At 42.1% G+C, this 23404-nt stretch carries 24 protein-coding genes; 1 reads left to right on the forward strand and 23 read right to left on the reverse strand.

What is annotated here, in order from left to right; all coding sequences use genetic code 11:
- Window positions 1-228: 228 nt before the first annotated feature.
- From DYI25_RS09490 to DYI25_RS09545, 12 genes are all read right to left on the reverse strand, one after another.
- Window positions 229-1059, reverse strand: a complete 831-nt coding sequence (locus DYI25_RS09490) for an ATP-dependent DNA helicase (protein WP_213368218.1) — start codon at window positions 1057-1059, stop codon at window positions 229-231.
- A 111-nt stretch (window positions 1060-1170) separates the two neighbouring features.
- Complete coding sequence (gene dinG, locus DYI25_RS09495) at window positions 1171-3963, reverse strand: ATP-dependent DNA helicase DinG (RefSeq protein WP_213368220.1); 2793 nt, start codon at window positions 3961-3963, stop codon at window positions 1171-1173.
- Window positions 3964-4327: 364 nt separating this feature from the next.
- Complete coding sequence (panD, locus tag DYI25_RS09500; protein WP_213368222.1) at window positions 4328-4714, reverse strand: aspartate 1-decarboxylase; 387 nt, start codon at window positions 4712-4714, stop codon at window positions 4328-4330.
- A gap of 23 nt (window positions 4715-4737) precedes the next feature.
- Window positions 4738-5586 carry a pantoate--beta-alanine ligase gene (gene panC / locus DYI25_RS09505; RefSeq protein WP_213368224.1) on the reverse strand — a complete coding sequence of 283 codons (849 nt, stop codon included), beginning with the start codon at window positions 5584-5586 and terminating at the stop codon, window positions 4738-4740.
- Window positions 5583-6419, reverse strand: a complete 837-nt coding sequence (gene panB, locus DYI25_RS09510) for a 3-methyl-2-oxobutanoate hydroxymethyltransferase (protein WP_213368226.1) — start codon at window positions 6417-6419, stop codon at window positions 5583-5585. Before panB ends, panC begins: the two co-directional genes overlap by 4 nt.
- Window positions 6420-6662: 243 nt before the next feature.
- Complete coding sequence (locus DYI25_RS09515; RefSeq protein ID WP_213368228.1) at window positions 6663-7658, reverse strand: biotin--[acetyl-CoA-carboxylase] ligase; 996 nt, start codon at window positions 7656-7658, stop codon at window positions 6663-6665.
- The gene (locus tag DYI25_RS09520) at window positions 7619-8827 is read right to left on the reverse strand and encodes a CCA tRNA nucleotidyltransferase (RefSeq protein WP_249745298.1); all 1209 of its coding nucleotides are present in this window, start codon (window positions 8825-8827) and stop codon (window positions 7619-7621) included. Before DYI25_RS09520 ends, DYI25_RS09515 begins: the two co-directional genes overlap by 40 nt.
- A complete protein-coding gene (gene bshA, locus DYI25_RS09525) occupies window positions 8824-9963 on the reverse strand; it encodes an N-acetyl-alpha-D-glucosaminyl L-malate synthase BshA (RefSeq protein WP_213368229.1) in 1140 nt (379 codons plus the stop codon). Before bshA ends, DYI25_RS09520 begins: the two co-directional genes overlap by 4 nt.
- A complete protein-coding gene (bshB1, locus tag DYI25_RS09530; protein WP_425374501.1) occupies window positions 9960-10676 on the reverse strand; it encodes a bacillithiol biosynthesis deacetylase BshB1 in 717 nt (238 codons plus the stop codon). Before bshB1 ends, bshA begins: the two co-directional genes overlap by 4 nt.
- Entirely contained in the window at window positions 10657-11088 is a 432-nt protein-coding gene (gene mgsA / locus DYI25_RS09535; protein ID WP_213368230.1) for a methylglyoxal synthase, read from the reverse strand. The genes bshB1 and mgsA overlap by 20 nt, the downstream gene beginning before the upstream one ends.
- Before the next feature lie 10 nt (window positions 11089-11098).
- On the reverse strand, window positions 11099-11899 hold the full coding sequence (gene dapB, locus DYI25_RS09540) for a 4-hydroxy-tetrahydrodipicolinate reductase (protein WP_213368231.1): 801 nt from the start codon (window positions 11897-11899) through the stop codon (window positions 11099-11101).
- Between the two features lie 14 nt (window positions 11900-11913).
- Entirely contained in the window at window positions 11914-12228 is a 315-nt protein-coding gene (locus DYI25_RS09545) for a nucleotide pyrophosphohydrolase (RefSeq protein ID WP_213369524.1), read from the reverse strand.
- A gap of 295 nt (window positions 12229-12523) precedes the next feature.
- On the opposite strand from DYI25_RS09545, the gene DYI25_RS09550 reads away from it, so the two are divergent.
- The gene (locus DYI25_RS09550) at window positions 12524-13396 is read left to right on the forward strand and encodes a YitT family protein (protein WP_213368232.1); all 873 of its coding nucleotides are present in this window, start codon (window positions 12524-12526) and stop codon (window positions 13394-13396) included.
- Between the two features lie 28 nt (window positions 13397-13424).
- Here the strand turns inward: DYI25_RS09550 and DYI25_RS09555 are convergent, their stop codons facing one another.
- The 11 genes from DYI25_RS09555 to aroA form a co-directional block, all read right to left on the reverse strand.
- Window positions 13425-14105 (reverse strand): zinc metallopeptidase, encoded by a 681-nt coding sequence (locus DYI25_RS09555; RefSeq protein ID WP_213368233.1) that lies wholly within the window; start codon window positions 14103-14105, stop codon window positions 13425-13427.
- Between the two features lie 61 nt (window positions 14106-14166).
- Entirely contained in the window at window positions 14167-14961 is a 795-nt protein-coding gene (ypjB, locus tag DYI25_RS09560; RefSeq protein WP_213368234.1) for a sporulation protein YpjB, read from the reverse strand.
- A gap of 69 nt (window positions 14962-15030) precedes the next feature.
- Window positions 15031-15633, reverse strand: a complete 603-nt coding sequence (locus tag DYI25_RS09565) for a DUF1405 domain-containing protein (RefSeq protein ID WP_213369526.1) — start codon at window positions 15631-15633, stop codon at window positions 15031-15033.
- A gap of 244 nt (window positions 15634-15877) precedes the next feature.
- Entirely contained in the window at window positions 15878-16636 is a 759-nt protein-coding gene (locus tag DYI25_RS09570; RefSeq protein WP_213368236.1) for a menaquinol-cytochrome c reductase cytochrome b/c subunit, read from the reverse strand.
- A gap of 68 nt (window positions 16637-16704) precedes the next feature.
- Window positions 16705-17379 (reverse strand): menaquinol-cytochrome c reductase cytochrome b subunit, encoded by a 675-nt coding sequence (qcrB, locus tag DYI25_RS09575; RefSeq protein ID WP_102263395.1) that lies wholly within the window; start codon window positions 17377-17379, stop codon window positions 16705-16707.
- Between the two features lie 3 nt (window positions 17380-17382).
- Window positions 17383-17889, reverse strand: coding sequence for a ubiquinol-cytochrome c reductase iron-sulfur subunit (locus tag DYI25_RS09580; protein ID WP_213368238.1), 507 nt, complete (start codon window positions 17887-17889; stop codon window positions 17383-17385).
- Window positions 17890-18045: 156 nt separating this feature from the next.
- On the reverse strand, window positions 18046-18501 hold the full coding sequence (locus DYI25_RS09585) for a YpiF family protein (protein ID WP_213368239.1): 456 nt from the start codon (window positions 18499-18501) through the stop codon (window positions 18046-18048).
- Between the two features lie 463 nt (window positions 18502-18964).
- Entirely contained in the window at window positions 18965-19519 is a 555-nt protein-coding gene (locus tag DYI25_RS09590) for a ReoY family proteolytic degradation factor (protein ID WP_102263398.1), read from the reverse strand.
- 42 nt (window positions 19520-19561) lie between these two features.
- Window positions 19562-20827, reverse strand: a complete 1266-nt coding sequence (locus DYI25_RS09595; RefSeq protein WP_213368241.1) for a tetratricopeptide repeat protein — start codon at window positions 20825-20827, stop codon at window positions 19562-19564.
- A gap of 103 nt (window positions 20828-20930) precedes the next feature.
- Window positions 20931-21836: a hypothetical protein gene (locus DYI25_RS09600; protein ID WP_213368243.1), complete on the reverse strand. Its 906-nt coding sequence runs from the start codon at window positions 21834-21836 to the stop codon at window positions 20931-20933.
- Window positions 21837-22103: 267 nt separating this feature from the next.
- The gene (gene aroA, locus DYI25_RS09605) at window positions 22104-23396 is read right to left on the reverse strand and encodes a 3-phosphoshikimate 1-carboxyvinyltransferase (RefSeq protein WP_213368245.1); all 1293 of its coding nucleotides are present in this window, start codon (window positions 23394-23396) and stop codon (window positions 22104-22106) included.
- Between the last annotated feature and the right edge of the window lie 8 nt (window positions 23397-23404).

The following is a 23404-nucleotide window of genomic DNA, read 5'->3' on the forward strand; positions in this document are numbered from 1 at the left end:
ATGAGTGTTCAACTGGCAACAATACAATTAACACCACTCATTATATCAGGAGATGGTCCTCACTGGTAAGAGTATTAATGACTCACAAAAATTTTTCTAGACCCCATATCAAAAATGGCTGCGCTGAATACGCGCAGTTTTTTTTAGATTATTTTACTGTTTATTTCCAAAAGTTATATCCGCAGCAAAAAAAGGGTACAGAAAATCCATTTCAATCAAAACAACTATTTAATTTTCACTCAAAATTGTAATGACATCATAGGTTGAATCGGTAAGCTTAATTGTAACAGTACCATGCTGCTTTGTGAAATAAACATCAATCCAGGCTTCATGCAGCATCTCCACTAAATCAGGATCTGGTTTAATCGTATTTGATTTGAATATGATTGCGAGTTGGGGATCTAAATGCTCGATCAGCAAATCTGAAAAAGACCCTTTTGCAGCAAAAAACGGCAATTTGACTATATTGACATTCTTCAATGGTTCGGCAAGAAAAGCTTGTTCAGAATTATGACTCGCTGAACTAACATAAAAAATCTGATGATGGAAAAATTGAAAAGAAATATCTGTCCCTTCATTCTCTTCATTGCCATCGAAAATGACTTCTGCAGTCAACCCTGGCATTAGTTTTAACAAATCTCCCTGCTTCCAGCTTTGAACCTTCACATCAGTAGGGATTGAAGCTTCTGCCAGAACCTGATTACCTGCTTTCCCTGTAAATATCCGGCGGACATTATATTTCTGGATTATTTGATCAAGGTTTTCCTGCCCAGCGTTCGAAGTCAAAATAATCGTGGATAAGTCCTTAACATGAAAAAGAACGAGCAGCCGTTCAAGCTCTTTTAAAGTACCCTTCCCACCAGTGTTCACCAGAATATTCTCGCCATTAGCGTGCTGGATTAGTGCCGCCTCTCCATCGCTTAATGCCAAAAAAGTAAACGCCAGTTCGTTTCTCTTCAGATTGACATCGACTCCTTCAACCTCAACGGGAGCAGAAGGTGATTCATACGGGAAATAATACCAATTCATAAATGCTAGTATTGCTAATAACAGCTTCATGTACACTCCTCCAATTACTTCTAGCTTTAGAGTGCGTCATTTAGCTGAAATTATAAAAGGCTTTTTAAAAAAGGCAGTTTTCTCAATCATTGTTGCTATCTTGCAGCAGGACTATAGCCAATCATGAATCGTATCGACTATTTCTGTTATTGATCCTTTTTCAACTGGAACATCAGGTACAGAATGTAAAAAGGCACTTCCATAAGATGTGGTAACAAGCCTTCGATCAAAGATAAAAATCAAACCTTTATCGTTTGATGTTCGGATCAGTCTTCCGAACCCCTGTTTAAATCTCAGGACGGCTTCAGGCAGGGATAGTTCAGAGAAAGGACTGCCACCGTTTTCCTTGATTAAAGAACATTTTGCGGCTGTAATCGGTTCATCTGGAGGTGTAAAAGGAAGCCTCACGATGATCAAGCATGAAAGATCTTCACCTGGAATATCGACACCCTCCCAGAAACTGCTGGTCCCGAATAAAATCGCTTTGTCGAAACGTTTGAAATTCCTGGTCAGTCTTGTCCTGCTGCCTGCAGTAATACCCTGGGCAATTAAGATGAATTCTTCCAGCAGGCCGCTCTCTTTGATTAGTTCATAAGCCTTTTTCAGCATCTCATGGGATGTGAATAATATCAGCATCCGGCCTTTAGTTGCTTCAGCAATCGATATGATATGTTCCGTAATGGCTGCCACATAGTCATCATTGGAAACAGACTTTATATCCGGCAAGTCATCAGGGACAATAAGCTTGACCTGAGACTCATAAGAAAATGGTGATGGAATCTGCTTTTCCATCAGCGTATTTCGCAGTCCCAATTCCTTTTTAATAAAAGTGAAGGAATTATTAACAGATAAGGTTGCTGAGGTAACGACTACACTTCTTTTTTTCGCAAAAAATTGTTCTGCCAAATATTCAGATACATATACAGGCCGTGAAAAAATGGTCGTTGAATTTTGCAAAGACCTTATATCTGCCTCGATCCATCTCACATAGCCGCTATCATCCATAAAAAGGGTCCTAGCCGTACTGCAGATCCGTTCCAAATCTTCTTTCACTTGTACAACCTCTTCAAGGATTGATTGCTGCACGCCTGTGTAGCGATTAGGGCTTTTCCCCGCCTCATCCAGCCTCTTTTCCAGAGAATTGATTAAATCCTTTAAGTGAAAATAAAACCTTTCTGCGGTTGTTTTCAATGCAGTCCAAATCCGGTTATCCTTGTCCGGAACGATGCTAGCATTCATTTTGCTTCCATAGGTTTTATTCTTCAATGCTTTTCTTGCATAGGTTCCCGCAAGCTTGAAGAGTTCTTCCGTTTCATATACCAAATCTGAAATTAACTGATTGATTTCAAACGTATGAAGCCTGCTGCCCAAATCAGCGTTATTATTGTTTAACAACATCTCCAATTTATAGAACAGCTGGTTTTGGTCATATAGGCCTAGCTGATTAAGTACTAACCTGACAGCAAGATAGTCCAGTGACTTCCCAAAGTACTTTCCTGCCGCCTTTTCGAACTGATGGCCTTCATCAAGTACTGCATAGTCATAATTCGGTAACGGACCTTTTTCTGAAACAAGGTCGGCAAGCAGCATCGAATGGTTAGTGATTAGAATATCCGCATTATGTGCTTTTTCGATCGCCCTTTGATAAAAATCATGGTCCTCCCAGTGCTTCGTCTTGAGGAAGAGCGCGCGTTCATTTTTCACTTTAATCCAGAAGAGCATACCCCCGCTAGACAAATTGAGTTCATCAAAATCTCCAGTTTCTGTTTGCGTAAGCCATACAAGGATTTGCATTTTAGTAAGGGCTGTATCATAATTCTCCTCTACCTCCCTCAGAGATTGCTCAAACCGGGCCATGCTGATATAGTTGTTTCTGCCTTTAATCAACGATGCATTTATGGTTGTTCCCAGTACATGAGCCAGTTTCGGAACGTCATTGAATAAGAGCTGCTCCTGAAGCTGCGTTGTGTAAGTACTAACTACAACTGGATTATTACTTTCCAATGAAAATATTGCCGATGGAATCAAATAACCAAGTGACTTTCCTACTCCCGTCCCTGCTTCAATCAAAGCATGGCCATTCTTTGAGAAAGCTTCGCGCACGCAGTCCATCATCTCGATCTGTCCATGCCTGAACTCATAGCCAGAAAAAGCTTTTTGGAGTAAAGACTTTTTTTCCTCCACTGATTCCGGATACTCAATAGCACTTTGTTCAACCTTACGGATTCCGGCCCTTTTTTTCAAAGCAATCCCACGGTATACCTCAATATGATCAGGCAATATTTCCAGTGTTCTCTCCTTCAAACTCAATACATCATCAAAAATTAAGTGAAGATCACTCTTCAGCCCTTCAGAAAGCTTTGCCAGCTCCTTGACTGTTACCTCAGGCAAGGCTTTTACAGCCTCAAGCATAATCAACAGCAACTCTGCCGTCACTTGTGCATCACTATCAGCCTGGTGAGGACGGTCATGATGCAAATCCTCCCTTGCAGCCAAATCAGTCAGTTTATAACTGTCTGCAGACGGATACAGGATCCTTGCCATTTCCACAGTATCTATAACAGGACCATAAAAACCTTCCTGGCCTGAGTTTAATAATTCTTCTTGTAAAAAGGAAAGATCAAACAAGACATTATGAGCCACAAAATAAGCATCTTCAAGCATTTCAGAAACCTGCGGAGCGATTTCCTCAAATAATGGAGCATCCTTCACCATTGGATCAGATATTCCCGTCAACTGTTCAATGAAGGCAGGAATCTCCTTCAATGGATTGACAAGCGAGGAAAAACGGCCGGTAATCTTGCCATCCTCAATGATCACTGCTCCAAATTGTATAATTCGGTCACCCTTTTTAGGGGAATTGCCCGTTGTTTCTAAATCTACAACCACAAATTTTTGGCTCATTCTTCAATACACCTCTAACATTCAGTCAAACAAAACCGTATCACAAAAAATATGAAAGTGAAAGCGGGACATTGCCCATATTGTCACAATCCCTTACGCTCCTGCTACTATTATTACCATTACAATTACTTTTGGATAATTCTTTTTTCCGTGGGTGGCGAAAACATACCAGCAGCCACATCGTCTCAAGATCTTTTTTTCATAGTTGCCCTGCCGCCTTTATACAAAATCCAGCAGGGTAAAAAAATCGACTTCTGGATTACACATTTGTCGTCCAAGCGACAAAGCCACGAACAGAGCATGTTATAAAGATTAGAGAAGTACTGTATGAAAAAACTCCCGACGGTTCGGGAGTTTTCTAATTTTATAAAAATACTGTTTTCTCAGGTTCAGCATGAAGCATTTCTACTATACGGTTATTCTCATCCATCAATGCAACTTTTGGCTGGTGAGACGGAATCTTTTCTTCAGGAACAAGCGCATAGGAAATGATGATCACCACGTCACCCTCATGGACTAGACGAGCTGCTGCACCATTAAGGCACACTACTCCGCTCCCTCTTTCTCCCGGAATAATATATGTTTCAAAGCGAGCGCCATTATTATTATTGACAATTTGAACTTTTTCATTAGCAACCATACCAACTGCGTCCAGAATATCGCTGTCGATTGTTATGCTGCCGACATAGTTCAGATTTGCTTCGGTTACTCTTGCTCGATGTATTTTAGCATTCATCATGGTGCGGAACATGGAATACAATCCCCCTAAATAAATTATTCTACTTCTAAAATGGTATTGTCAATCAGTCTTGCTTTCGAGAACTTCACCGCAAGGGCTATGATCACTTTACCCTTCAATGTCTCTAACTCTTGCAGCTCAGGATAAGAATAGATTTCAACATAATCAACTAAACCTGACGTATTCTCATGGATATGATGTTTCATCACTCCAACAAGTTCATCCGGATTTCTTTCGCCTCTCTCAACGGCGAGTCTCGCCATCTTCAGGCTACTGTTAAGTTCAACTGCCTGTTGTCTTTCATCTTCACTTAAATAGACATTTCTCGAACTTTTTGCAAGCCCATCTTCTTCACGTACTGTTTCAACTGGAATCAATTCTATCGGAAAATTAAAATCCTTGATCAGGCCATCGACCACTGCGACCTGCTGGGCATCCTTGAGGCCAAAATATGCCCTCGTTGGCTGGATAATATTAAACAGCTTGATTAAGACAGTCGCTACTCCGTCAAAATGCCCAGGCCTTGATTTGCCGCAAAGCACATTTGTCCTGTCAACAACAGATACTTTTACCGAAGCACGATCTGGATACATTTCTTCAGCAGAAGGATAGAATATAAAATCTACCCCCTCAGCCTTCGCTATCAAATGATCGCGCTCAAAATCCCGTGGATAGGCATCCAAATCTTCCGTAGGACCGAATTGAAGGGGATTCACGAAAATGCTCAGGACAACAATGTCGTTTTTCGGACGCGCCCTCTTCATCAATGATATATGGCCATCATGCAGGAAACCCATGGTTGGTACGTAACCGATGGTCTTTCCTTTAGATTTTAATCTTTGCATCTGTTCCTGCATCTCGGTGATTGTTCTTATGATTTTCATTCTTTTCCCCCGTACAATGCCTGCAATTCTTCTTCCTTCATGGTAAAGCTATGTTTATCTTCTGGGAATTCCTTATGCCTAACTTCAGAAACATATGCATTGAGGCCTGAAGAGATCAGTTCATTCACATTGGTATATTGCTTCACGAATTTTGGGACACGGTCCACGCCATAAGTGATAATATCGTGGTATACAAGTACCTGTCCGTCAACATCCGCTCCAGCCCCAATACCAATCGTAGGGATTGTAAGGGCCTGGCTTACTTGTTCAGCCAGCTGTTTAGGGACGCACTCGAGCACAACAGCAAAGGCGCCTGCCTCTTCGCATTTTTTGGCGTCATCAATCAGTTTTTTGGCCGCATCCGCACTCTTCCCCTGTACTTTATATCCACCAAGTACTCCAACAGATTGTGGGGTGAGGCCAAGGTGTGCTACTACAGGTACTCCTGCCTTGGTCAGTGCTTTTATATGGTCAATGACCTCATCAGCACCCTCTAATTTGACAGCGTTTGCTCCAGTTTCCTGCATGATTCTCGCACCGTTTATTAGCGTGTCTTTGATCGACAGATGATAGCTCATAAATGGCAAATCGACAACGATGAATGTATTGCCCGCTCCTCGCCTGACAGCTTTTGAATGGTGGATCATATCCTCCATTGTCACTGGTACAGTCGAGTCATAGCCAAGCACGACCATGCCAAGTGAATCACCGACAAGAATCATGTCAGCTTCTGCTTGCTCTGCATGTTTGGCAGAGGGATAATCATAGGCTGTTACCATTACAATTTTGCTGCCGGTTTGCTTCATTTTCAAGAAATCAGTTGTTTGTTTCATTTTCATTCCTCCCTTTTTCTTAAGAGGAGATAAAACAATCCATCAATGCCAGACACTAAAAAAGGACCCATCTTTGCCAGAAGGACCCTTTGAAGCCTGTACTTGTTTCATCCCTCTGTCCCAGTCCGCTACCGGATCCAGGCAGAACTATTTTTTTATAAAATAAATCAGCAAGGTGCAGTTCTCTCGATACCGCCCAGATTGATTATAGCAAATGACTGCTTTTTTGGCTACATAACGAAATTAACCTTCTATCTGGATATCTGCGGAGTAAATATTATGAATTTCGCCTGTTGGATCCTCGATCAAAAGAACTCCATCTTCAGTGATGCCGATGGCTTTTCCCTTGATTTCCCCGGTAAGTGTTCTTGCAGTGATCTGTTTACCGATGCTTATAGCGTAGCTTTCCCACATCAGCTTTATCGGAAAAAAGCCTTTTTCCAGATAAAGCAAATACAATTTCTCCAATTTTTCCAAGATCGTCCTGATCAATATTTCCCTGTCTATTATTTTGCCAGATTCAATGGAGAGCGACGAAGCGATTGTTCGGATATCCTCCGGGAAATCTTCTATGCCTGTATTTACATTGATACCGATCCCGATAATAATTGAATTAATGCGATCTGATTCAGCCTGTAGCTCAGTAAGGATCCCAGTTATTTTCTTGCCGTTAATGAGAATATCATTCGGCCATTTTATTTCGGGCAATAAGCCTGTTACTTCCTCTATGGCCTGCACCACTCCTACTGCAGTGATCAATGTCAGCTGCGGGGCTTTCGGGATGGGGATTTTCGGCCTGAGGATGATGCTCATCCATATTCCTGTATATTTGGGAGAATGCCATTTACGGTCCATCCTCCCTCTGCCTGCAATTTGCTCTTCGGCAATCACGACAGTTCCCTCTTCGGCATTGTCATAAGCCAGCTTATACGCTATTTTTTGAGTGGATTCCACGCTGTCATGGTAGTGCAGATTTCTGCCTAGGAATTCAGTGTTTAAGCCAAGGGTTATTTTATCTGCAGACATATTGTCCGGGATTGAGACGATCTTGTATCCTCTTCTTCTAACCGCCTCAAACTGAAAACCTTCCTTGCGAAGTCCCTCGATATGTTTCCACACCGCTGTGCGGGTACAGCCCGCAATGTCAGCCAGATGTTGGCCGGATAAATATTCAGTTTCGTTTTTCGTAAAAGCATCTATTAATTTTTTCCTGATTTCAGATTGGACGCGCTCAGCCATTTCTTTATTTTCTCCTTCTCATTTGGCACGACGCCATTGATTACAGAACGTTCGATTTCCTCAAGAATCTCGCGCAGCCAGGGACCAGGATGTTTTCCCATCCAGGTCATAACATCATTCCCCGTTACATCTAATTCCTTTCGATGCTTAATCGGAAGACGCTCATGCAATTCCCTGATTGTTCCGATACTGACATCCATATTTTGGAGGGACGCATACACTATTTCTGCACTAATCGCATCCTCCAGTCCTGCCTTATAAACCAATTCCAGATTCCATTCATTTTCAAGGCGATGTAATATCAATGAATGAATTTGTTTGATCCTTTTAATTTTCTGGACTGGAAGCTTCCATTCTCTCAGGAATCCGTCAATTTCTTTGTGTTGCAATCCTAATTTAAATACCAGCAAAACCCATGATTCCGCCAGTTGGAAGTTCTCTCTTAATTGTCCTGAGAATTGGATTACTTCGTCACAATGACCTTTCAACCCTGGCAGATATTGAATGATCCCACTATTCGCCAGCAATTGCACCGCTTCACTCCTGGCTGGCCCCATAAGCAATTTTTCAAACTCAACAGTTTTCCGTTCCACCGCTATGTTCTCCAGCAGTTTACAGTGAGCTGCAAGCGAATCTAAAGTGTGCTTTTCAATCGAAAAAGATAATTGTGACTGGAATCTTACTGCCCTTAGCATCCTCAATGCATCTTCACCGAAACGTTCATCAGGATTACCTACAGTCACAATCTCCTTTTTGTTGATCGCTTCTTTGCCGGCGAAAGGATCGATAATGTTCCCTTCCTTGTCCATAGCCATTGCATTCATCGTGAAATCTCGGCGCTGTAAATCCTCATTTAATGACCGAATAAAAGAGACCTTATCTGGTCTTCGGAAATCAGAGTAGTTTTGTTCCGAACGGAAGGTGGTTATTTCATAATGGGCGCCTTTATAATGGACGAGTATCGTTCCATGTTCAATTCCAACATCATTGGTTTTAGGGAAAATCTGTTTTATTTCCTCAGGCATCGCTGAGGTAGCGATATCAACATCGGATATTTTGCGCCCGAGGATATGATCCCTGACAGAGCCGCCGACAAAATACGCTTCAAACCCAGCATTCTCAATTAATTGAAGGACAGGTACCGCCTGTAAGAATGGTTCGCCAATCATTGTTCTTCCTGCCCAACGATATTGTAGTAAATGCTTTCATATTCAGAGACAATTTGTTCAGCACTGAAGCTCTTTTCTGCCCGTTCAATCGAGTTCTCAGCAAATCGCTTCTGGATTTCCGGGTTTGCAAGTATATCAACAGCTTTAACCGTTATCTCTTTGATATTTCCTAATTCGCATATGTACCCCGTCTTTCCGTCCACAATCACCTCTGGAATTCCTCCTACATTCGTTCCGATACACGGTACTCCACAAGCCATTGCCTCTAAAGCTACCAGTCCGAAACTTTCTTTTTCTGAAAGAAGAAGCATCAAATCACTTAATGAATATAGTTCTTCTACTCTTTCCTGTTTTCCTAGGAGCAGTACTTTGTCGCGAATCCCAAGTTCACTTGCAAGATTACAGACAGTCTTCATTTCCGGTCCATCTCCAACAAGCAAAAGCTTTGCCGGCATTTTTTCTGCAATCCCTGCGAATGTTTTAATGACATCTGGAACTCTTTTAACTGGCCGAAAGTTGGATACATGGATGACTACTTTCTCTTCAGGAAGGATTCCATATTCCTTTCTGAGATCTGAGGAATCGATCCGTTTGTTGACACGAGTGTCTATGAAGTTGTATACACAGCCGATTTCCTTGTCCGGTTTGATTAAATCATAAGTCTGCTGGATAAGCGAATTGGAAACAGCTGTAACGTAATCGGACTTTTCAATTCCAAAGCGAATGGCATCAGTGAGAGATGGATCGTATCCAAGAACAGTAATATCCGTACCATGAAGCGTGGTGACAATCTTCAAATCACGCCCACTCATCTGGCGAGCCAAAATGGCACATACAGCATGGGGGATCGCATAATGGACGTGGAGGACATCTAAATTCTCCAATACTGCGACCTCAGCAATTTTGCTGGCCAGGGCAATATCGTATGGAGGATATTGAAAAACAGAGTATTGATTGACCTCTACCTCATGCGAGTATATATTTCGGTACATTTTTTTCAGGCGGAAGGGAAGGCTTGAGGAAATGAAATGGATCTCATGACCTCTCTCTGCCAGCAGCTTCCCGAGTTCTGTCGCGACGACACCAGAACCACCCACGGTCGGGTAGCAGGTGATGCCAATTTTTAGTTTCTTCATTTTCCTTCCCCTAACAAATCCTTGTGGATTAACAATGGTTTTTTGGACATAAATCCTTCGGCGTATGCAACGCCGGCTTCTTTGCCGAATAGTTTCTCGCGCGCCTCGACCGTTTCGATATAACCGTTCACAAGCGGGGTGTCAAATGTGGCTTCCCCTTTCATGAATTGGCTTTCATAAGCATTTAGTGCATTGATTTTGATATTAATGAAATCCGAGACATCCACAACAAAATCAGGTTTATGGAATCCATTGATCATATAAAAGTATAAAGCTTTTGCCCTATGTGGTTTCAGTCCGTAATCTTCATCATATCTTCTTACTGCTGCCGAAAAGACCGCCTCCTCAACAAGGCGGGCACAGCTGCCATGGTCAGGATGACGGTCATCAAAATAAGGTGCAAAAACTATGTCCGGAGTATTTCGCCTGATCACTGCAACAATTTTTCTTATGTATTCTTCTTTTAAAAACAACCCTCTGTCGGGCAAATCAAGCGCTTCCCTCATCTTCACTCCGAGAATGCCGGCTGCTTCATTTGCTTCACGGCTCCTTATATCTACCGTTCCGTTTGAAGACATTTCCGCTTTGGTCAAATCACAAATCCCTATCACTTTTCCTTCGGCAGCATATTTTGCGATTGTTCCGCCCATTCCGATTTCCACATCATCCGAATGGGCACCAAACGCCAGAATATCAAGCTTCATCGCTTCCATGTTCATCACCAGTTTCTTTTTTCACTATATTCCGCCAATCCAGGTCTCCTCTTTCAATTCCCTTTACGAGTATCTCCGCTGTTCCCATATTGCTCGCCAGTGGAACAGAATATACATCACATAATCGAACCAGGGCAGTCACGTCAGGTTCATGCGGCTGGGCCGTTAGGGGATCCCTGAAGAAAAACACTGCGTCCATTAAATTATTGGCGATCCGTGCGCCGATTTCCTGATCACCGCCAAAAGGGCCGGATTGAAACCTTGTCACTTCCAAACCGGTTGCTTCAATGATCCTCAATCCTGTAGTCCCGGTTGCGTATAACGTATGCTTTTCAAAAATATTCTTGTAAGCAACTGCGAACCCCACTAGATCATCTTTCTTTTTATCATGGGCAATTAAAGCAATGTTCATGGTTTCTCCCCTATTCAATGATATTTTCTAATCCGTAAACAAAAGTATCCATTTTCATGACTGTATCGACAGCAAGTTTCACTCCTGACATAAACGAGCTTCGATTATACGAGTCATGGCGGATCGTTAATGTTTGACCGTCAGCGCCGAATAACACCTGCTGGTGGGCAATCAGTCCAGGCAGCCTAACAGAGTGTATGTGCATACCTTCATAATCCGCACCGCGGGCACCTTGAATCGTTTCCTTTTCGTCAGGATGGCCCTGTTTTTTCGGTTCGCGTACATCAGATATCATTTGTGCCGTTTTTACTGCTGTTCCCGATGGAGCATCAAGCTTCTGGTCATGGTGCAGCTCAATGATCTCCACGTCATTGAAATACCTGGCAGCCATCTGAGAAAATTTCATCATCAAAACTGCCCCGACCGCAAAGTTTGGGGCGATGATACAACCTGTTTCATGTTCTGCGCACAGCTGTTCAAGTTCTTCAAGGTCTTCCTTACTGAACCCTGTTGTCCCTACAACTGGGCGTATTTTATATTTCAAAGCGGTCTTTGTATGGAACATGCCTACTTCAGGTGTCGTCAGATCAATTAGGACATCTGGCTCAACTTCCTGGAGACATTTTTCGAAATCTGTGTAAATCAAGGCCTTGCTCTCAGGGAAGCCGTCCAGTTCCCCAACCGTTAAACCATCAAACTTTCTATCAACTACTCCCACTAGTTCATACGATTCAGTAGAAAGGACGAGGTTTACAGCCTCTTTTCCCATTCTTCCACGTGGTCCTGCAATAACAATCTTAACTTTCTCCATATCTTTAGTCTCCTTTAGCTGTCTTTTCTCGTCCAGCGGTCTTTGTCTCTTGTATTGAACTTTTTCATGACCATGTTATGTGCTTCTTCAAGGTTTATATTTAAAGAGTTGGCAAAACATATCATAACAAATAGCATATCTCCCAGCTCTTCTTCAATTGTCTTTTCTTTTTCATCATTTTTCTTTGGTTTCTCGCCATAATAATGATTTACCTCACGTGCCAGCTCCCCGAGCTCCTCGGTCATGCGTGCAGTCAAAGCAAGCGGACTGAAGTAACCTTCTTTAAATTGGCTTATATAAGTATCCACTTCCTGCTGGAGTTCTTTCATCGTTTTATTGCCACTCAAGAAACTCACCCAACCTTTTTATGTATGTTTATCTATATCGATGTTAGCTTAATGGAGGTGCTTTGACAAATATTTTTATTTCAAACTATTTTTCTGCAGACTGTCTCAAAGCATTTTTCTGACCAAATACTCCAGGCGCAAAATAAGAAATGGAACATAGAAGATTCCGACTTTTCAAGCCCCCTCCTGTAAAAGATTGCCCTTGTTGGTTATATTTTATATAATATAAGCGCTTTGTTAGGTAAAATTTCAGTCGTACTATTAGGAGGAATAAATCGTGCTTAACGGCTTAAAAATCAAAAACATCTTATTCATTTTGTTTGGTGCGGCTATTTTCTCATTCGGACTTGTTCATTTCAATATGCAGAATAACCTCGCAGAAGGGGGTTTCACCGGGATTACACTTTTGCTTTATTTTGTATTCGGGTGGTCTCCTTCCATTACTAACCTATTATTAAACTTGCCGCTTTTTTTCATAGGATGGAAGCTGCTTGGCCGAAATGTATTTATTTATACAATTATAGGAACAGTAGGTGTCTCTATTTTTCTGGGCATATTCCAAAAATATCAAATCGAGATGCCCTTATATGAGGACTTATTTTTAGCGGCCTTGTTTGCAGGGGTGTTCATCGGCATCGGTCTTGGAATCATATTCCGTTATGGCGGCACTACGGGCGGAGTCGACATCATCGCCAGACTGGCTCAGAAGTATTTTGGATGGACAATGGGCCGGACCATGTTCATGTTTGACTTTGGTGTCATTACACTTTCACTTATTACATATTTGAACTACAGGGAAGCCATGTATACACTTGTGGTCGTTTTTGTAGGGGCCAGGGTGATTGATTTTATGCAGGAAGGTTCCTACGCTGCAAGAGGAGCAATGATCATCTCGGAGAAAAATGAGGATATCGCAGCGAAAATCATGAAAGAAATGGACCGCGGAGTTACCAGCCTAAAAGCTGTAGGCTCTTATACGAAAGCGGAAAGAGATGTTTTATACTGCGTGGTCGCTAAGAATGAAATCGTCCGTTTGAAAAGTGTCATAAATTCAGTTGATCCCCACGCATTTGTATCGGTTACTGTTGTCCATGATGTACTGGGAGAAGGATTTACGCTAGATGAAAATAAACTGCCTCTTGAAAGATAAAAAATCCGGATGATTATCCGGATTTTTTTTATTCTTCACTACTAGTCATTCCTGTGTAAATCATTACTAAACGAACAAGTTCAAGAACCGCAACAGCTGCTGCAGCTACATAGGTCAAAGCTGCGGCATTCAATACTTTCTTCGTTTCTCTTTCTTCATCATTCCTGATGATCCCAGCTGAAACTACCTGTTCCATTGCACGGTTCGATGCATTGAATTCAACCGGCAAAGTTACCAATTGGAATACTACAGCCGCGGCCATGAAAAGGATACCTAGTAAAAGCAATCCGCTTAATTGAGCAAAAATCCCAATTAGGATCAGAATCCAGGAAAAGTTTGAACCTAAGCTTGCCACTGGAACAAGCGCATGGCGGAATCTAAGGTACGAATAGTCTTCAGCATCCTGAATCGCATGGCCTACTTCGTGAGCAGCAATTGCAGCGGCTGCGACTGAATGGCCAAAAAAGTTATCTGAAGATAGACGGACAACCTTTGAACGCGGGTCGTAGTGGTCACTTAAATAACCTCTGGTTTCTTCGACACCAACATTGTATAAACCGTTATTATCGAGAATTTTACGAGCCACCTCTGCACCCGTCATATGGGACGAAGAAGCCACCTGTGAATATTTCTTGTATGCCCCTTTTACCTTGAATTGAGCCCATAACGGGATCAAAATAATTAGCGCAAAATAGATTATTATAGACATCTAGTACCTCCCCTTACATCTCATGATGTTATCACTATTTTATAAATACTAGAATAAGGTGTCAATTCTTATGTTCTTTTTGGACATTTTTCTTTTTATCATGATCGCCTTTATATTTTCTCCAGCCTACATAGGACAATGTAAGGATTATGATGCTTCCAGTAGAAATCATTACCCACCACAGTGAAGGATCCGCTTCATCCTCCGTCATATCATCAAAGATATTCTGTAAATCCGATTCAAGTTCTTCAAGTTCTTCCTGGCTTGAAGCCTCTTGTAAAACCTGAGGCCGGTACTGGTCAATAAAACTTACTTTAGCATCGACTTTTTGGATTCTTTCCGGATTGATGTCAATCTTCATACTAGGATAAATCACATTGTATAAAGACAGGAACGAATTAAGGTTCGAATGGAATTGGTCATTGTCACCGTCATATGCAGCAGTCTTCATATCATTGAAAACAGTCATGATTGGCCCTTCCATCTCTGTCCATAATGGCTGGTGGGTAGAAGCAATCGCATCAATTACAAGCCTGAATTTTGTAACCCTGTTCATCCTTTCAGCATGTCCTAAATCCGCGTTTGCTAACGCTTCAACTGCTTCATCATGCGCTACAGTGATAATCCGCAATTCATCCATGGTAAATGGCCGTCCATCACCTGTGACCAGCAAGAATTCTTCTGAAAAATGATTCAACAATCTGTTTGCATCTTCATAACGGTGGAGTTTAACCATTTGCAGCGCTTGGTCTGATATATTGTCAAGTTCTTCAACAGGCGACTGTGGTTCTGCGTATGCTGCGAACGGCGCAAACAAAAAAAGCACCGAAAATAATAAAAGAAATTTTGCTCTCATTCCTGTCCCCCCTCTAAATACTATTAAAATGTATGAGAGGGTGGACAAGGTTAGACCAAAATTCAAGGGTTATCTTGATCTTTTTAGCGAAAGGGAGAATCGCTCGGGCCGCAGCCCGAAGTAATATCCAACAGCGATCGAGAATATGCTCAGCCAAAATGTAAAATACGCAATCTGGTCCATGTATAAATCTAGCGTATGGTACCTTGGCATCATTTCGAAAACATAATCAATGATTTCATTATGTAGAACGACTATTGCAGCTACAATCAAATGCCATGACTTCATTCGATAAAAAGGAGCATATAAGACCCCTTCCACTGCCATGGCAAAATGAGATGCCATCAGCATAAGCCCAATCAAATCAAGCTGACCTGAAACGAAGAAAACCATTAAATTCATGACTACTGCCCAAAGGCCATACTTGACTAAACTAACGATAGCCAATGCCTCCATAAGCGGCCAGTTTTTCCCCATAAGAAATGCCCCTAAAACGAATACAAAGAACAGGCTTGCTGTAGGACTATCAGGTACAAAAAGAAGAAATTCTGGCGGTGTATCAATAAGCTGCCATTTGTACCAATAGTATCCATAAGTTGTCCCTAATACATTTACCCAAAATAACAGCCATAAGACGGATCTGTTCCCTAGCAAAGGGTATAATCTTTTTATCATCTTGACGGTCTCCATTCCCAAGTTTTCTATCACTATTATTACAGTTTATAGATAATAAACCAAGTTTTCCTTGCATGTTTTTGAGGCTTTTTATAGAATTTCATCCATTCCTAGTTGAGTTGTCTTCTCTCCAACAGTTCCTATAAGAATATGGATGCAAGGTATAAAAAAAACAGCCATATTACGAATACAGATTGCATAAAAAAGAACCTGCAAGTTTCCTTACAGGTTCTTTGACATATTACTCGCTAAGGCCGTCGATGAATTCAGCAAGAGTCTGAAGTTCTTCGTCTGTTCCTTTGAAGACTGCAGGCATGCTTCCTTTACCATTCTTGGCAACATCAGCAATTTCTTCAGCATTCATTTTTGTATCTAACAAACTTGGCGCAGCTGCACCACCGGCAAGTTCGCCGCCATGGCAGGAAGTACAAGTTTGCGCCTGTGCAATTTTGTATCCATCAGAATTCTTGTCGATTTCAACATCCACAATCTGTCCCTGTTTCTTGGCTGCTTCCCAGTCATGGTGGGCAACAGATTCCCAAGTAAGGTAGAAGACTGAAGCGAGCGACAACAGCATGAAACCTGTCGCAAGCGGACGCTTTGATGGACGGCGTTCTGGGCCGCGGTCAATAAATGGAGCCAACATTAGTGCACCAAACGCAAGGCCTGGAATAACTAATGCCCCTATTACAGTATATGGACCAGAAGCATAAGAATATTTAAGCAATTGATATAAGAATAAGAAATACCAGTCTGGCAATGGAATATACGCTGTATCAGTAGGATCGGCAATCCTCTCAAGCGGAGACGGGTGAGCGATAGTCAAGCTCAAGTATCCGATTAGGAAGACAGCACCAACCATCCATTCCTTCAACAGGAAGTTAGGCCAAAACGCTTCCGTTTTGCCAGGGTATTCCGAGTAATCTTTCGGAATATTAGGCTTGCGTTCTGCAGGGACACGAGAGTCTCCTACGAACTTCATACCTTTACCACGATGCATCGAGCAATCCCCTCCTTTTTCCGTATCATTGGGCGAATCTCAATTCGCACAACTTTTTCATTCGAATTTTACAATGGACCAGAAATACCTTGCTTACGAATCATCAGGAAGTGCGCTCCCATCAAGCCTAATAGTGCAGCAGGCAAGAAGAAGACGTGGATCGCAAAGAAACGAGTCAAGGTTTGAGCACCAACGATTGTTGAATGTCCGGATAGCAGTATTTTAATGTATGGCCCAATTAATGGGACAGCTTCTGCAATCTGCAATGTAACCTTGGTTGCGAATAATGCTTTCATATCCCATGGAAGCAAGTATCCTGTCAAGCCAAGAGCCAACATTACGAAGAAAATTAAAACTCCGACAACCCAGTTCAATTCACGAGGTTTCTTATAAGCGCCCTGGAAGAACACGCGAAGCGTATGTAAGAACATCATAACGATGACAAGGCTCGCACCCCAGTGATGCATTCCGCGGACAATTTGTCCAAACGCTACCTGGTTTTGAAGATAATAAACAGATTCCCATGCATTCTTGATGTCCGGCACATAATACATTGTCAGGAACATTCCAGAAAGAATCTGAATGACAGTGATGAAAAACGTCAGACCGCCAAAGCAATACACGAACGCAGAAAAATGGTGCGCCGGGTTAACGTGCTCAGGAACCTCATGGTCTGCAATATCGCGCCACAAAGGCGTAATATCTAAACGCTCATCTACCCAATCGTAAATTTTGTTTAACAAAGATTACGCCCCCTTTCGTGGTTCGGCTTTTCCTACATAAAGGAACCCGTCTTTTTCTTTTGTTGGATATACATCCAATGGTGCCAATGGCGGTGTGCCTGGCACGTTCGTACCGTCCTTTTCGTAAAGGCCGTAATGGCAAGGACAGAAGAACATGTTCGGATTTTTCTTATCCGTATTCCAGTCTACAACACAACCAAGGTGTTTACATACTGGTGACAGGGCAATAATCTCCCCGCCTTCGTTCTTAAATACCCAAGCAGTTCCAGTTTCTTCGGATTCATACCATGCATCTTTTTGTGTGAAAGTAAAGTTGACTTTTTGCGGTTCATTTGTGATATCTGCGATCTTCAATGGAGTCGCGATAAAATCTCCCGCATCTTCACCCTTAAGTACAGGATCAACGGCAAAACGAACCATTGGCATCAGCATCCCTGCAGCCATGAAACCGCCTACACCTGTTAGAGTATAGTTTAAGAATTGACGTCTTGAAACACGATGCTTACTCACGCTATTCCCCCCTCTATTCCCAAGTTAAGTCCCCAACGGACATAATTTAAACACATTTTAAAACTAGGACATAACCATGATATATCAATCTCATTACAAAATCAATATAATACTATGTTGAAAACATTTTTCGCAGTGATAAAAATAACAACCCGGTTAATCCTCTTGCCATTTCTCAGTAAACAAAGATAATAGCTGATTTACCTGTTCCTTCACAATTGCCACCTTTTGCTGCTCCTGCATATGCTCCAGAGACAATGATGGCAGCCATAGCACGTTACCTGACAAATCCTTCTCATGCTGCCTCCAGCTGCTGTCAGAGGTGATATAAAACACATGCTTGAACTGCTTGTCCAATAAAGTGTTTTCCCATTCCTTCAAAGTTATTATGCTAGCTTCAAGTCCCTTTATGTACACAAATTCAGGCAATAAGAATATACGCCCCTTAAATTGCTTTTCTAGCTGTGTAGAAAGGATTCCGATGAATTCTGCCATCGAGGCATTTTGTTTCATGTCTTCCCCGAAAGAAACTGGCAATAGCGGTACGATTGCCGTGTCTACATACTCAGCGGCTTTCTGGTACATCTCTACATCTGCTGCCACCCATCTCATAAAACCAACTCCATCATTCTATTAGGATCCAGTCGTAAATAATCGCTATCTAAAGCCCTTATTTACATCCATTCTATAATATCATGATTAAAAATAGTTTTCGAATCGTTTGGTGAGAGAGGGGTTTTTGTGATTGAGATTTATGAAGCCGATCATTGAGTAGGCGTGTCTGCAGCTCTACGCTGAGGATTGGTCTTTATTTAGCAGGGTCAGACAAAATGACGGCTACTCCTCTTTGCTTTGTCCGAAGTCAATCTATGTTCAGACAAAACCCTAGCTATTCCCCATAGTTTTGTCCGAAGTCATCACGGGTTCACACAAACTCACTGCTCCAGCCCCGAAATCTTGTCCGAGACCACCCCAGACTCTAGCCAAACCGACGGCTTGCTCTCAAATGTTCCATCACCCAAAACATCTCGTCCCAAAAAACAAACAAAATAAAAAGCCTGCTATCAAAAGCAAGCTATAACGAATTGACTGCGCCTAATCTTTTTAATTGTTCTGTAAGATGTTCGAAGGCTTCCTGGTCCTGGCTGTCCAGTGCTTCATCAATCAAGGTCAGCAGTTTGTCTTTTTGGAACTTTTGGATACTTTCCTCAAGGAATCTTTCTGCTACCATCTTGTCACTTTCACTGATTTGGAGCTGGCCTGGAACATAAGGGTTTTCTTCCAGTACTGCCGCAAACTGGTGGGCTTTGTTTGAAGCATGGAAATTCAATTGGATGTAAATTTCTTCTTCCCTGTTCAAACGAATGTCGTGGAAAGACTTTTCAGCATCTGTCGTCATCACATTTTCCTTAAAGAACCGGAATGGTACTTCATCCACGCAATGGGTCGACATCACTAATCCCCTAGGACAATACTGTGCATTTTCCACAAAGTGCACTTTTTCCATCAGCTGGTCATGGCTCATCAAGTAGTTAAGGATCCAAACGCATTCCCGCCTTTTAAGCTGGTAATGGTTTAAAAACCAGCGGATAAAATCCTTTTTCTCGTTGACAGATACAGGGGTTGTCATTTTTGAATCCCTCCTCTGCATAACTCAAATTTTTTGTTAAGGTTACCGATTCTCCGTCAAGCGTTCCAACAATTCACGGAATTCTTCATTGCCAGGTTCTTTTTCAACTAACTTACTAAAAATTTCGGCAGCGTCGGCCATTTTTCCTTCTTCAATTAAAAAATATCCGTAGTCTGTCAAAAATTCTTTGTTGTCTTTAAAGAAAGTATATGCTAGTTGGTATTTGTTTAATGACTGTGAAAAATCTTCAATTTGCTGGTAAGCAACTGCCTCATCCCAAAGAATCTGTGGTTCCTCTTCTTCTTCGTGGATGTCAGCTGCCCGTACAAGTTCCAATACATCTTCATAACGTTCCTGCTTGAGCAACAATTTATTCAGGACAAGGACTCCTTCCATGAATCCGGGATCGAGAGCAATTGCTTCCCGAAGCAACTGTTCTGCAACTTCTTCATCGGGAACTTTAAGTGCCAATTTCCCCCCATAGAAGTATAAATCTTTATTGAACTCATCCTGCTCGATACCTTGCTTCACAGCTTCGAATGCCTCTTCAACCATTTCTTCGCGCTCATAGGCTTTGGCTAGATAGAGGTAAAGAGAATGGTATTCAGGATCTAGAGCCTTTAGTTCCTCAAACTTTTCAATCGCTGTTTTATTATAGCCAGCCTGCAAAGCTGTAAAAGCATAGCCGAACAATGTATTAATTTCCAGCTTTTGCTCAAGTGCTTTTTCGTAAAAATGGAGTGCTTCCTCAAACGAACCGCCTGCACTTAATGCTTCGGCCATTCTCTGGTTGATGTTCACTCCGCCAATTTCTTCATGCGACTTGAGTACCGTTTCATAATACTGGATTGCTTCAACAAGTTTTCCCTGGTGAGCGTATAGCTCACCAAGAGCAAAGTCAATGACTGGCTCTTCTGGTAAAAGCCTTTTAGCCTCAAGCAGTTTCTTTTCACTCACTTCAAACAAACCTTCCATCTGATACAAGTCTGCCAATAGAAGCAGTGCTTGAGGAAAAGAAGGGTCTTCTTCGCCAACCTTTTCAAGCGAAAGCATTGCCTCTTCCTCTTTTCCCATTTCGATCAGGGTTTCAGCGAGCAAAACATGGAGCTCCCCTTCATCAGGATAATTCTTCAATAAGCTTTCGATTAAAGCTTCGGTTTCTTCCATGAAACCGAAACGGAATAACTCCTCAGAAAGCAGGAATTTTTCTTCGTCGCTGCCTTTTTCAAGAATTCCTTTATAAGCAGCCATTGCTTTTTCAAGCTGTCCATTTTCAATATAATTTGTTATTTCATTTACTGCGATCATTTTTATCATCCTATCCTTACTTTAGGCTTTTCTATATTTGCCGGTTGGCCTCCGCCTGTCTGAGGAGCAATAATTCACGAACCGGATATGCCTGAAGAGATTATTAGTAATTGTCTGTAAAAAATCCTGGTGTCTTAATTATAACATTCTCTCCCTTTCCTGGCCGATAATAAACCTCACCCCCGGCACGAATGACATTTCCCTTGTCCACAGTGACTGCAAGATGCTTCGATTGAAAAAACAACCCGTGTTCATCACGGTATTTTGTTTCTGCGTTTATATTGTAGAGATTATAACTGAGTTCTCCGCCACTGTGAAGATTTGATTTTTCAGGGAAGATTCCGGTTTTCTTTAAAATCGACCTTGACACAGGACCTGGATTCGTTAAGTCTTCACACACCGCGGGAACCTTCTCTTTTTTCATCAAATCGCTCCAGGCATTTAGCTGCAACTGCCTCCCTTTTTTATGCTTACTTTCAGGAAAGACAGGAATAATTGGGCAGTTGTAAGGAAACAGCGCTTCCTTGATCCATCCCCATGGCATAGTCGTCAAGTTGGCCATCTCGTCGATCTCCAGAAATATCGCTGGGACTTTCATCTTTTTACACTTCCGGATAAATCCGGGTTTCAATAATCGTGGCGGGATGCTGACTCCCAGAACAAAATCAATCGGGCTGTCTAAAAAATCCCTTTTCGCCTGCTTAAGCTTTTCTTCAAGCTGCCGTTCAAATTGGATTTTTACAGTTGTGAATACAACTGTACTTCCCTTCAGAATAAAGTTTTTCAGGTAGTATTCTTTTCTCTCTTTAAAAGATTCCTTTACAGGGAGATTCGTATCAAAGAGGACATGAGTTGGGGTCATGATATATTTGTCAGTATCCATCCTCATGTGGTTATAACGTTCAAAGGTGGATGTTGCAGATAAGATTCGCTGGCCCTCCACCAGCATACTTGTATCTATGAAAGCTTGTCCCTTCATGAGATGGACATTTTCTATAATGTATGCCATAAAACCACTCCTTTAACGGTCTTATGACAAACTATGCTGAAATTCCGAGAATATAACGGCGGCATTTCTTTTTCCCGTATACTGCATACACGCTTAAAAGAAAAAAACGGCACCTGTATTTTTCAACAGTTCAGAAAAACCACCTTGGAAGAGCTGCGAGGCCTATTCGATAACAGATATCCGAAAAGCCACAATTTGCGATATAACCTTAATAAAAAGACAGAAGGCCATCCATTTATCATGATTGGCCTTCAAGACAAAACTATATTATGTTCGCACCAAGGAATACAAATCATCAAAAAAACCAGGATAAGAAACGGCGACCGCTTCACTTTGTTCAAGGACGACATCCCTTTTGCAGAGAATGGCAGCGATTGACAGCATCATTCCAATCCGGTGGTCTCCATGTGCTGACACAGTGCCACCATCAAGGCTTTGTTTTCCCTGTATAATCATGCCATCATCTGTAGCCTCAATGTTGGCTCCGAGTTTCTTAAGTTCATTTACAACAGTATCAATTCGGTTTGTTTCCTTCACCTTTAATTCTCCGGCATCCTTAATGACCGTCTTTCCCTCTGCCTGCGTTGCCAGCAAAGCAATGACCGGGATTTCATCTATTAATCGAGGGATCAAGTCACCTTCAACTGTTGTACCCTTGAGTTTTGAATATTTAATTCTTATATCTCCAGCTGGTTCAGCTGATTCGACTTTATATGGTTCAATCACGAAGTCGGCTCCCATTGCTCTTAGTACATCGATTATTCCCGTTCTTGTTGGATTTAACCCAACATTTCGCAGAATGATGTCACTCCCAGGAACGATTGCAGCTGCTACGAGAAAAAAGGCCGCAGATGAAATGTCACCAGGAACATTTATATGAGTACCTTTTAGCATTTGTCCACCGAATACCTTAACAGCATTTCCATTACGTTCTACTTCGCCGCCAAACTGCTTGATCATACGCTCAGTATGATCCCTTGTTTTCACTGGCTCAACAACGATTGTCTCACCTTCAGCCTTCAAGCCGGCAAGCAGGATCGCTGATTTTACCTGCGCGCTTGCTACTGGCAGTTCATATGTAATCCCGTTCAATTTTCGGCCTTCCACCGTCAGCGGAGCGAATTCCCCATTATTCTTTCCCATAATACTGGCTCCCATTTTGCCGAGAGGAAAGGTCACTCTAGTCATCGGCCTTCTGGCGATTGACTCATCACCTTCAAGGGTTGATTTGAAAGGCAATCCAGAAAGGATTCCCATCATCAGCCGTATGGTTGTTCCAGAGTTCCCGACATACAGAGTTTCCTCAGGCTGCCGCAACCCATCCATACCTTTTCCAGTTACCGTTACATCGCTTCCATTTTGGACAATTTCAACACCGAGCTGCCGGAAGCAGGAAATAGTACTTAAACAATCTTCTCCGGGCAGGAAGTTTTCGATACGGGTGATTCCGTTGGCCATTGACCCGAACATAACTGCTCTATGCGATATTGATTTATCACCAGGTACTTTAACCTGACCTTCCAAAGAGGTTCTATTAGTCAAAAGTGTTTTTACTGACATATTTCTGC

Origin of the sequence: Mesobacillus boroniphilus (assembly GCF_018424685.1) — a bacterium.
GTDB classification, from domain to species: domain Bacteria; phylum Bacillota; class Bacilli; order Bacillales; family Cytobacillaceae; genus Mesobacillus; species Mesobacillus boroniphilus_A.

Coding starts and splice junctions, on each gene's coding strand:
- bshB1 (WP_425374501.1), bottom strand. CDS start 10,676: ATGGAAGCGATGAAGCTTGATATTCTGGCGTTTGGTGCCCATTCGGAT.
- DYI25_RS09600 (WP_213368243.1), bottom strand. CDS start 21,836: ATGGCATACATTATAGAAAATGTCCATCTCATGAAGGGACAAGCTTTC.
- dapB (WP_213368231.1), bottom strand. CDS start 11,899: ATGGAGAAAGTTAAGATTGTTATTGCAGGACCACGTGGAAGAATGGGA.
- dinG (WP_213368220.1), bottom strand. CDS start 3,963: ATGAGCCAAAAATTTGTGGTTGTAGATTTAGAAACAACGGGCAATTCC.
- bshA (WP_213368229.1), bottom strand. CDS start 9,963: ATGAAGAAACTAAAAATTGGCATCACCTGCTACCCGACCGTGGGTGGT.
- DYI25_RS09545 (WP_213369524.1), bottom strand. CDS start 12,228: ATGAAAGAACTCCAGCAGGAAGTGGATACTTATATAAGCCAATTTAAA.
- aroA (WP_213368245.1), bottom strand. CDS start 23,396: ATGTCAGTAAAAACACTTTTGACTAATAGAACCTCTTTGGAAGGTCAG.
- ypjB (WP_213368234.1), bottom strand. CDS start 14,961: ATGAGAGCAAAATTTCTTTTATTATTTTCGGTGCTTTTTTTGTTTGCG.
- DYI25_RS09490 (WP_213368218.1), bottom strand. CDS start 1,059: ATGAAGCTGTTATTAGCAATACTAGCATTTATGAATTGGTATTATTTC.
- DYI25_RS09590 (WP_102263398.1), bottom strand. CDS start 19,519: ATGACAACCCCTGTATCTGTCAACGAGAAAAAGGATTTTATCCGCTGG.
- DYI25_RS09520 (WP_249745298.1), bottom strand. CDS start 8,827: ATGATTGGCGAACCATTCTTACAGGCGGTACCTGTCCTTCAATTAATT.
- panB (WP_213368226.1), bottom strand. CDS start 6,419: ATGAAACAAACAACTGATTTCTTGAAAATGAAGCAAACCGGCAGCAAA.
- DYI25_RS09585 (WP_213368239.1), bottom strand. CDS start 18,501: ATGAGATGGGTGGCAGCAGATGTAGAGATGTACCAGAAAGCCGCTGAG.
- DYI25_RS09555 (WP_213368233.1), bottom strand. CDS start 14,105: ATGTCTATAATAATCTATTTTGCGCTAATTATTTTGATCCCGTTATGG.
- mgsA (WP_213368230.1), bottom strand. CDS start 11,088: ATGAACATTGCTTTAATTGCCCATGATAAAAAGAAAGATGATCTAGTG.
- panD (WP_213368222.1), bottom strand. CDS start 4,714: ATGTTCCGCACCATGATGAATGCTAAAATACATCGAGCAAGAGTAACC.
- DYI25_RS09595 (WP_213368241.1), bottom strand. CDS start 20,827: ATGATCGCAGTAAATGAAATAACAAATTATATTGAAAATGGACAGCTT.
- DYI25_RS09570 (WP_213368236.1), bottom strand. CDS start 16,636: ATGCATCGTGGTAAAGGTATGAAGTTCGTAGGAGACTCTCGTGTCCCT.
- DYI25_RS09515 (WP_213368228.1), bottom strand. CDS start 7,658: ATGGCTGAGCGCGTCCAATCTGAAATCAGGAAAAAATTAATAGATGCT.
- panC (WP_213368224.1), bottom strand. CDS start 5,586: ATGAAAATCATAAGAACAATCACCGAGATGCAGGAACAGATGCAAAGA.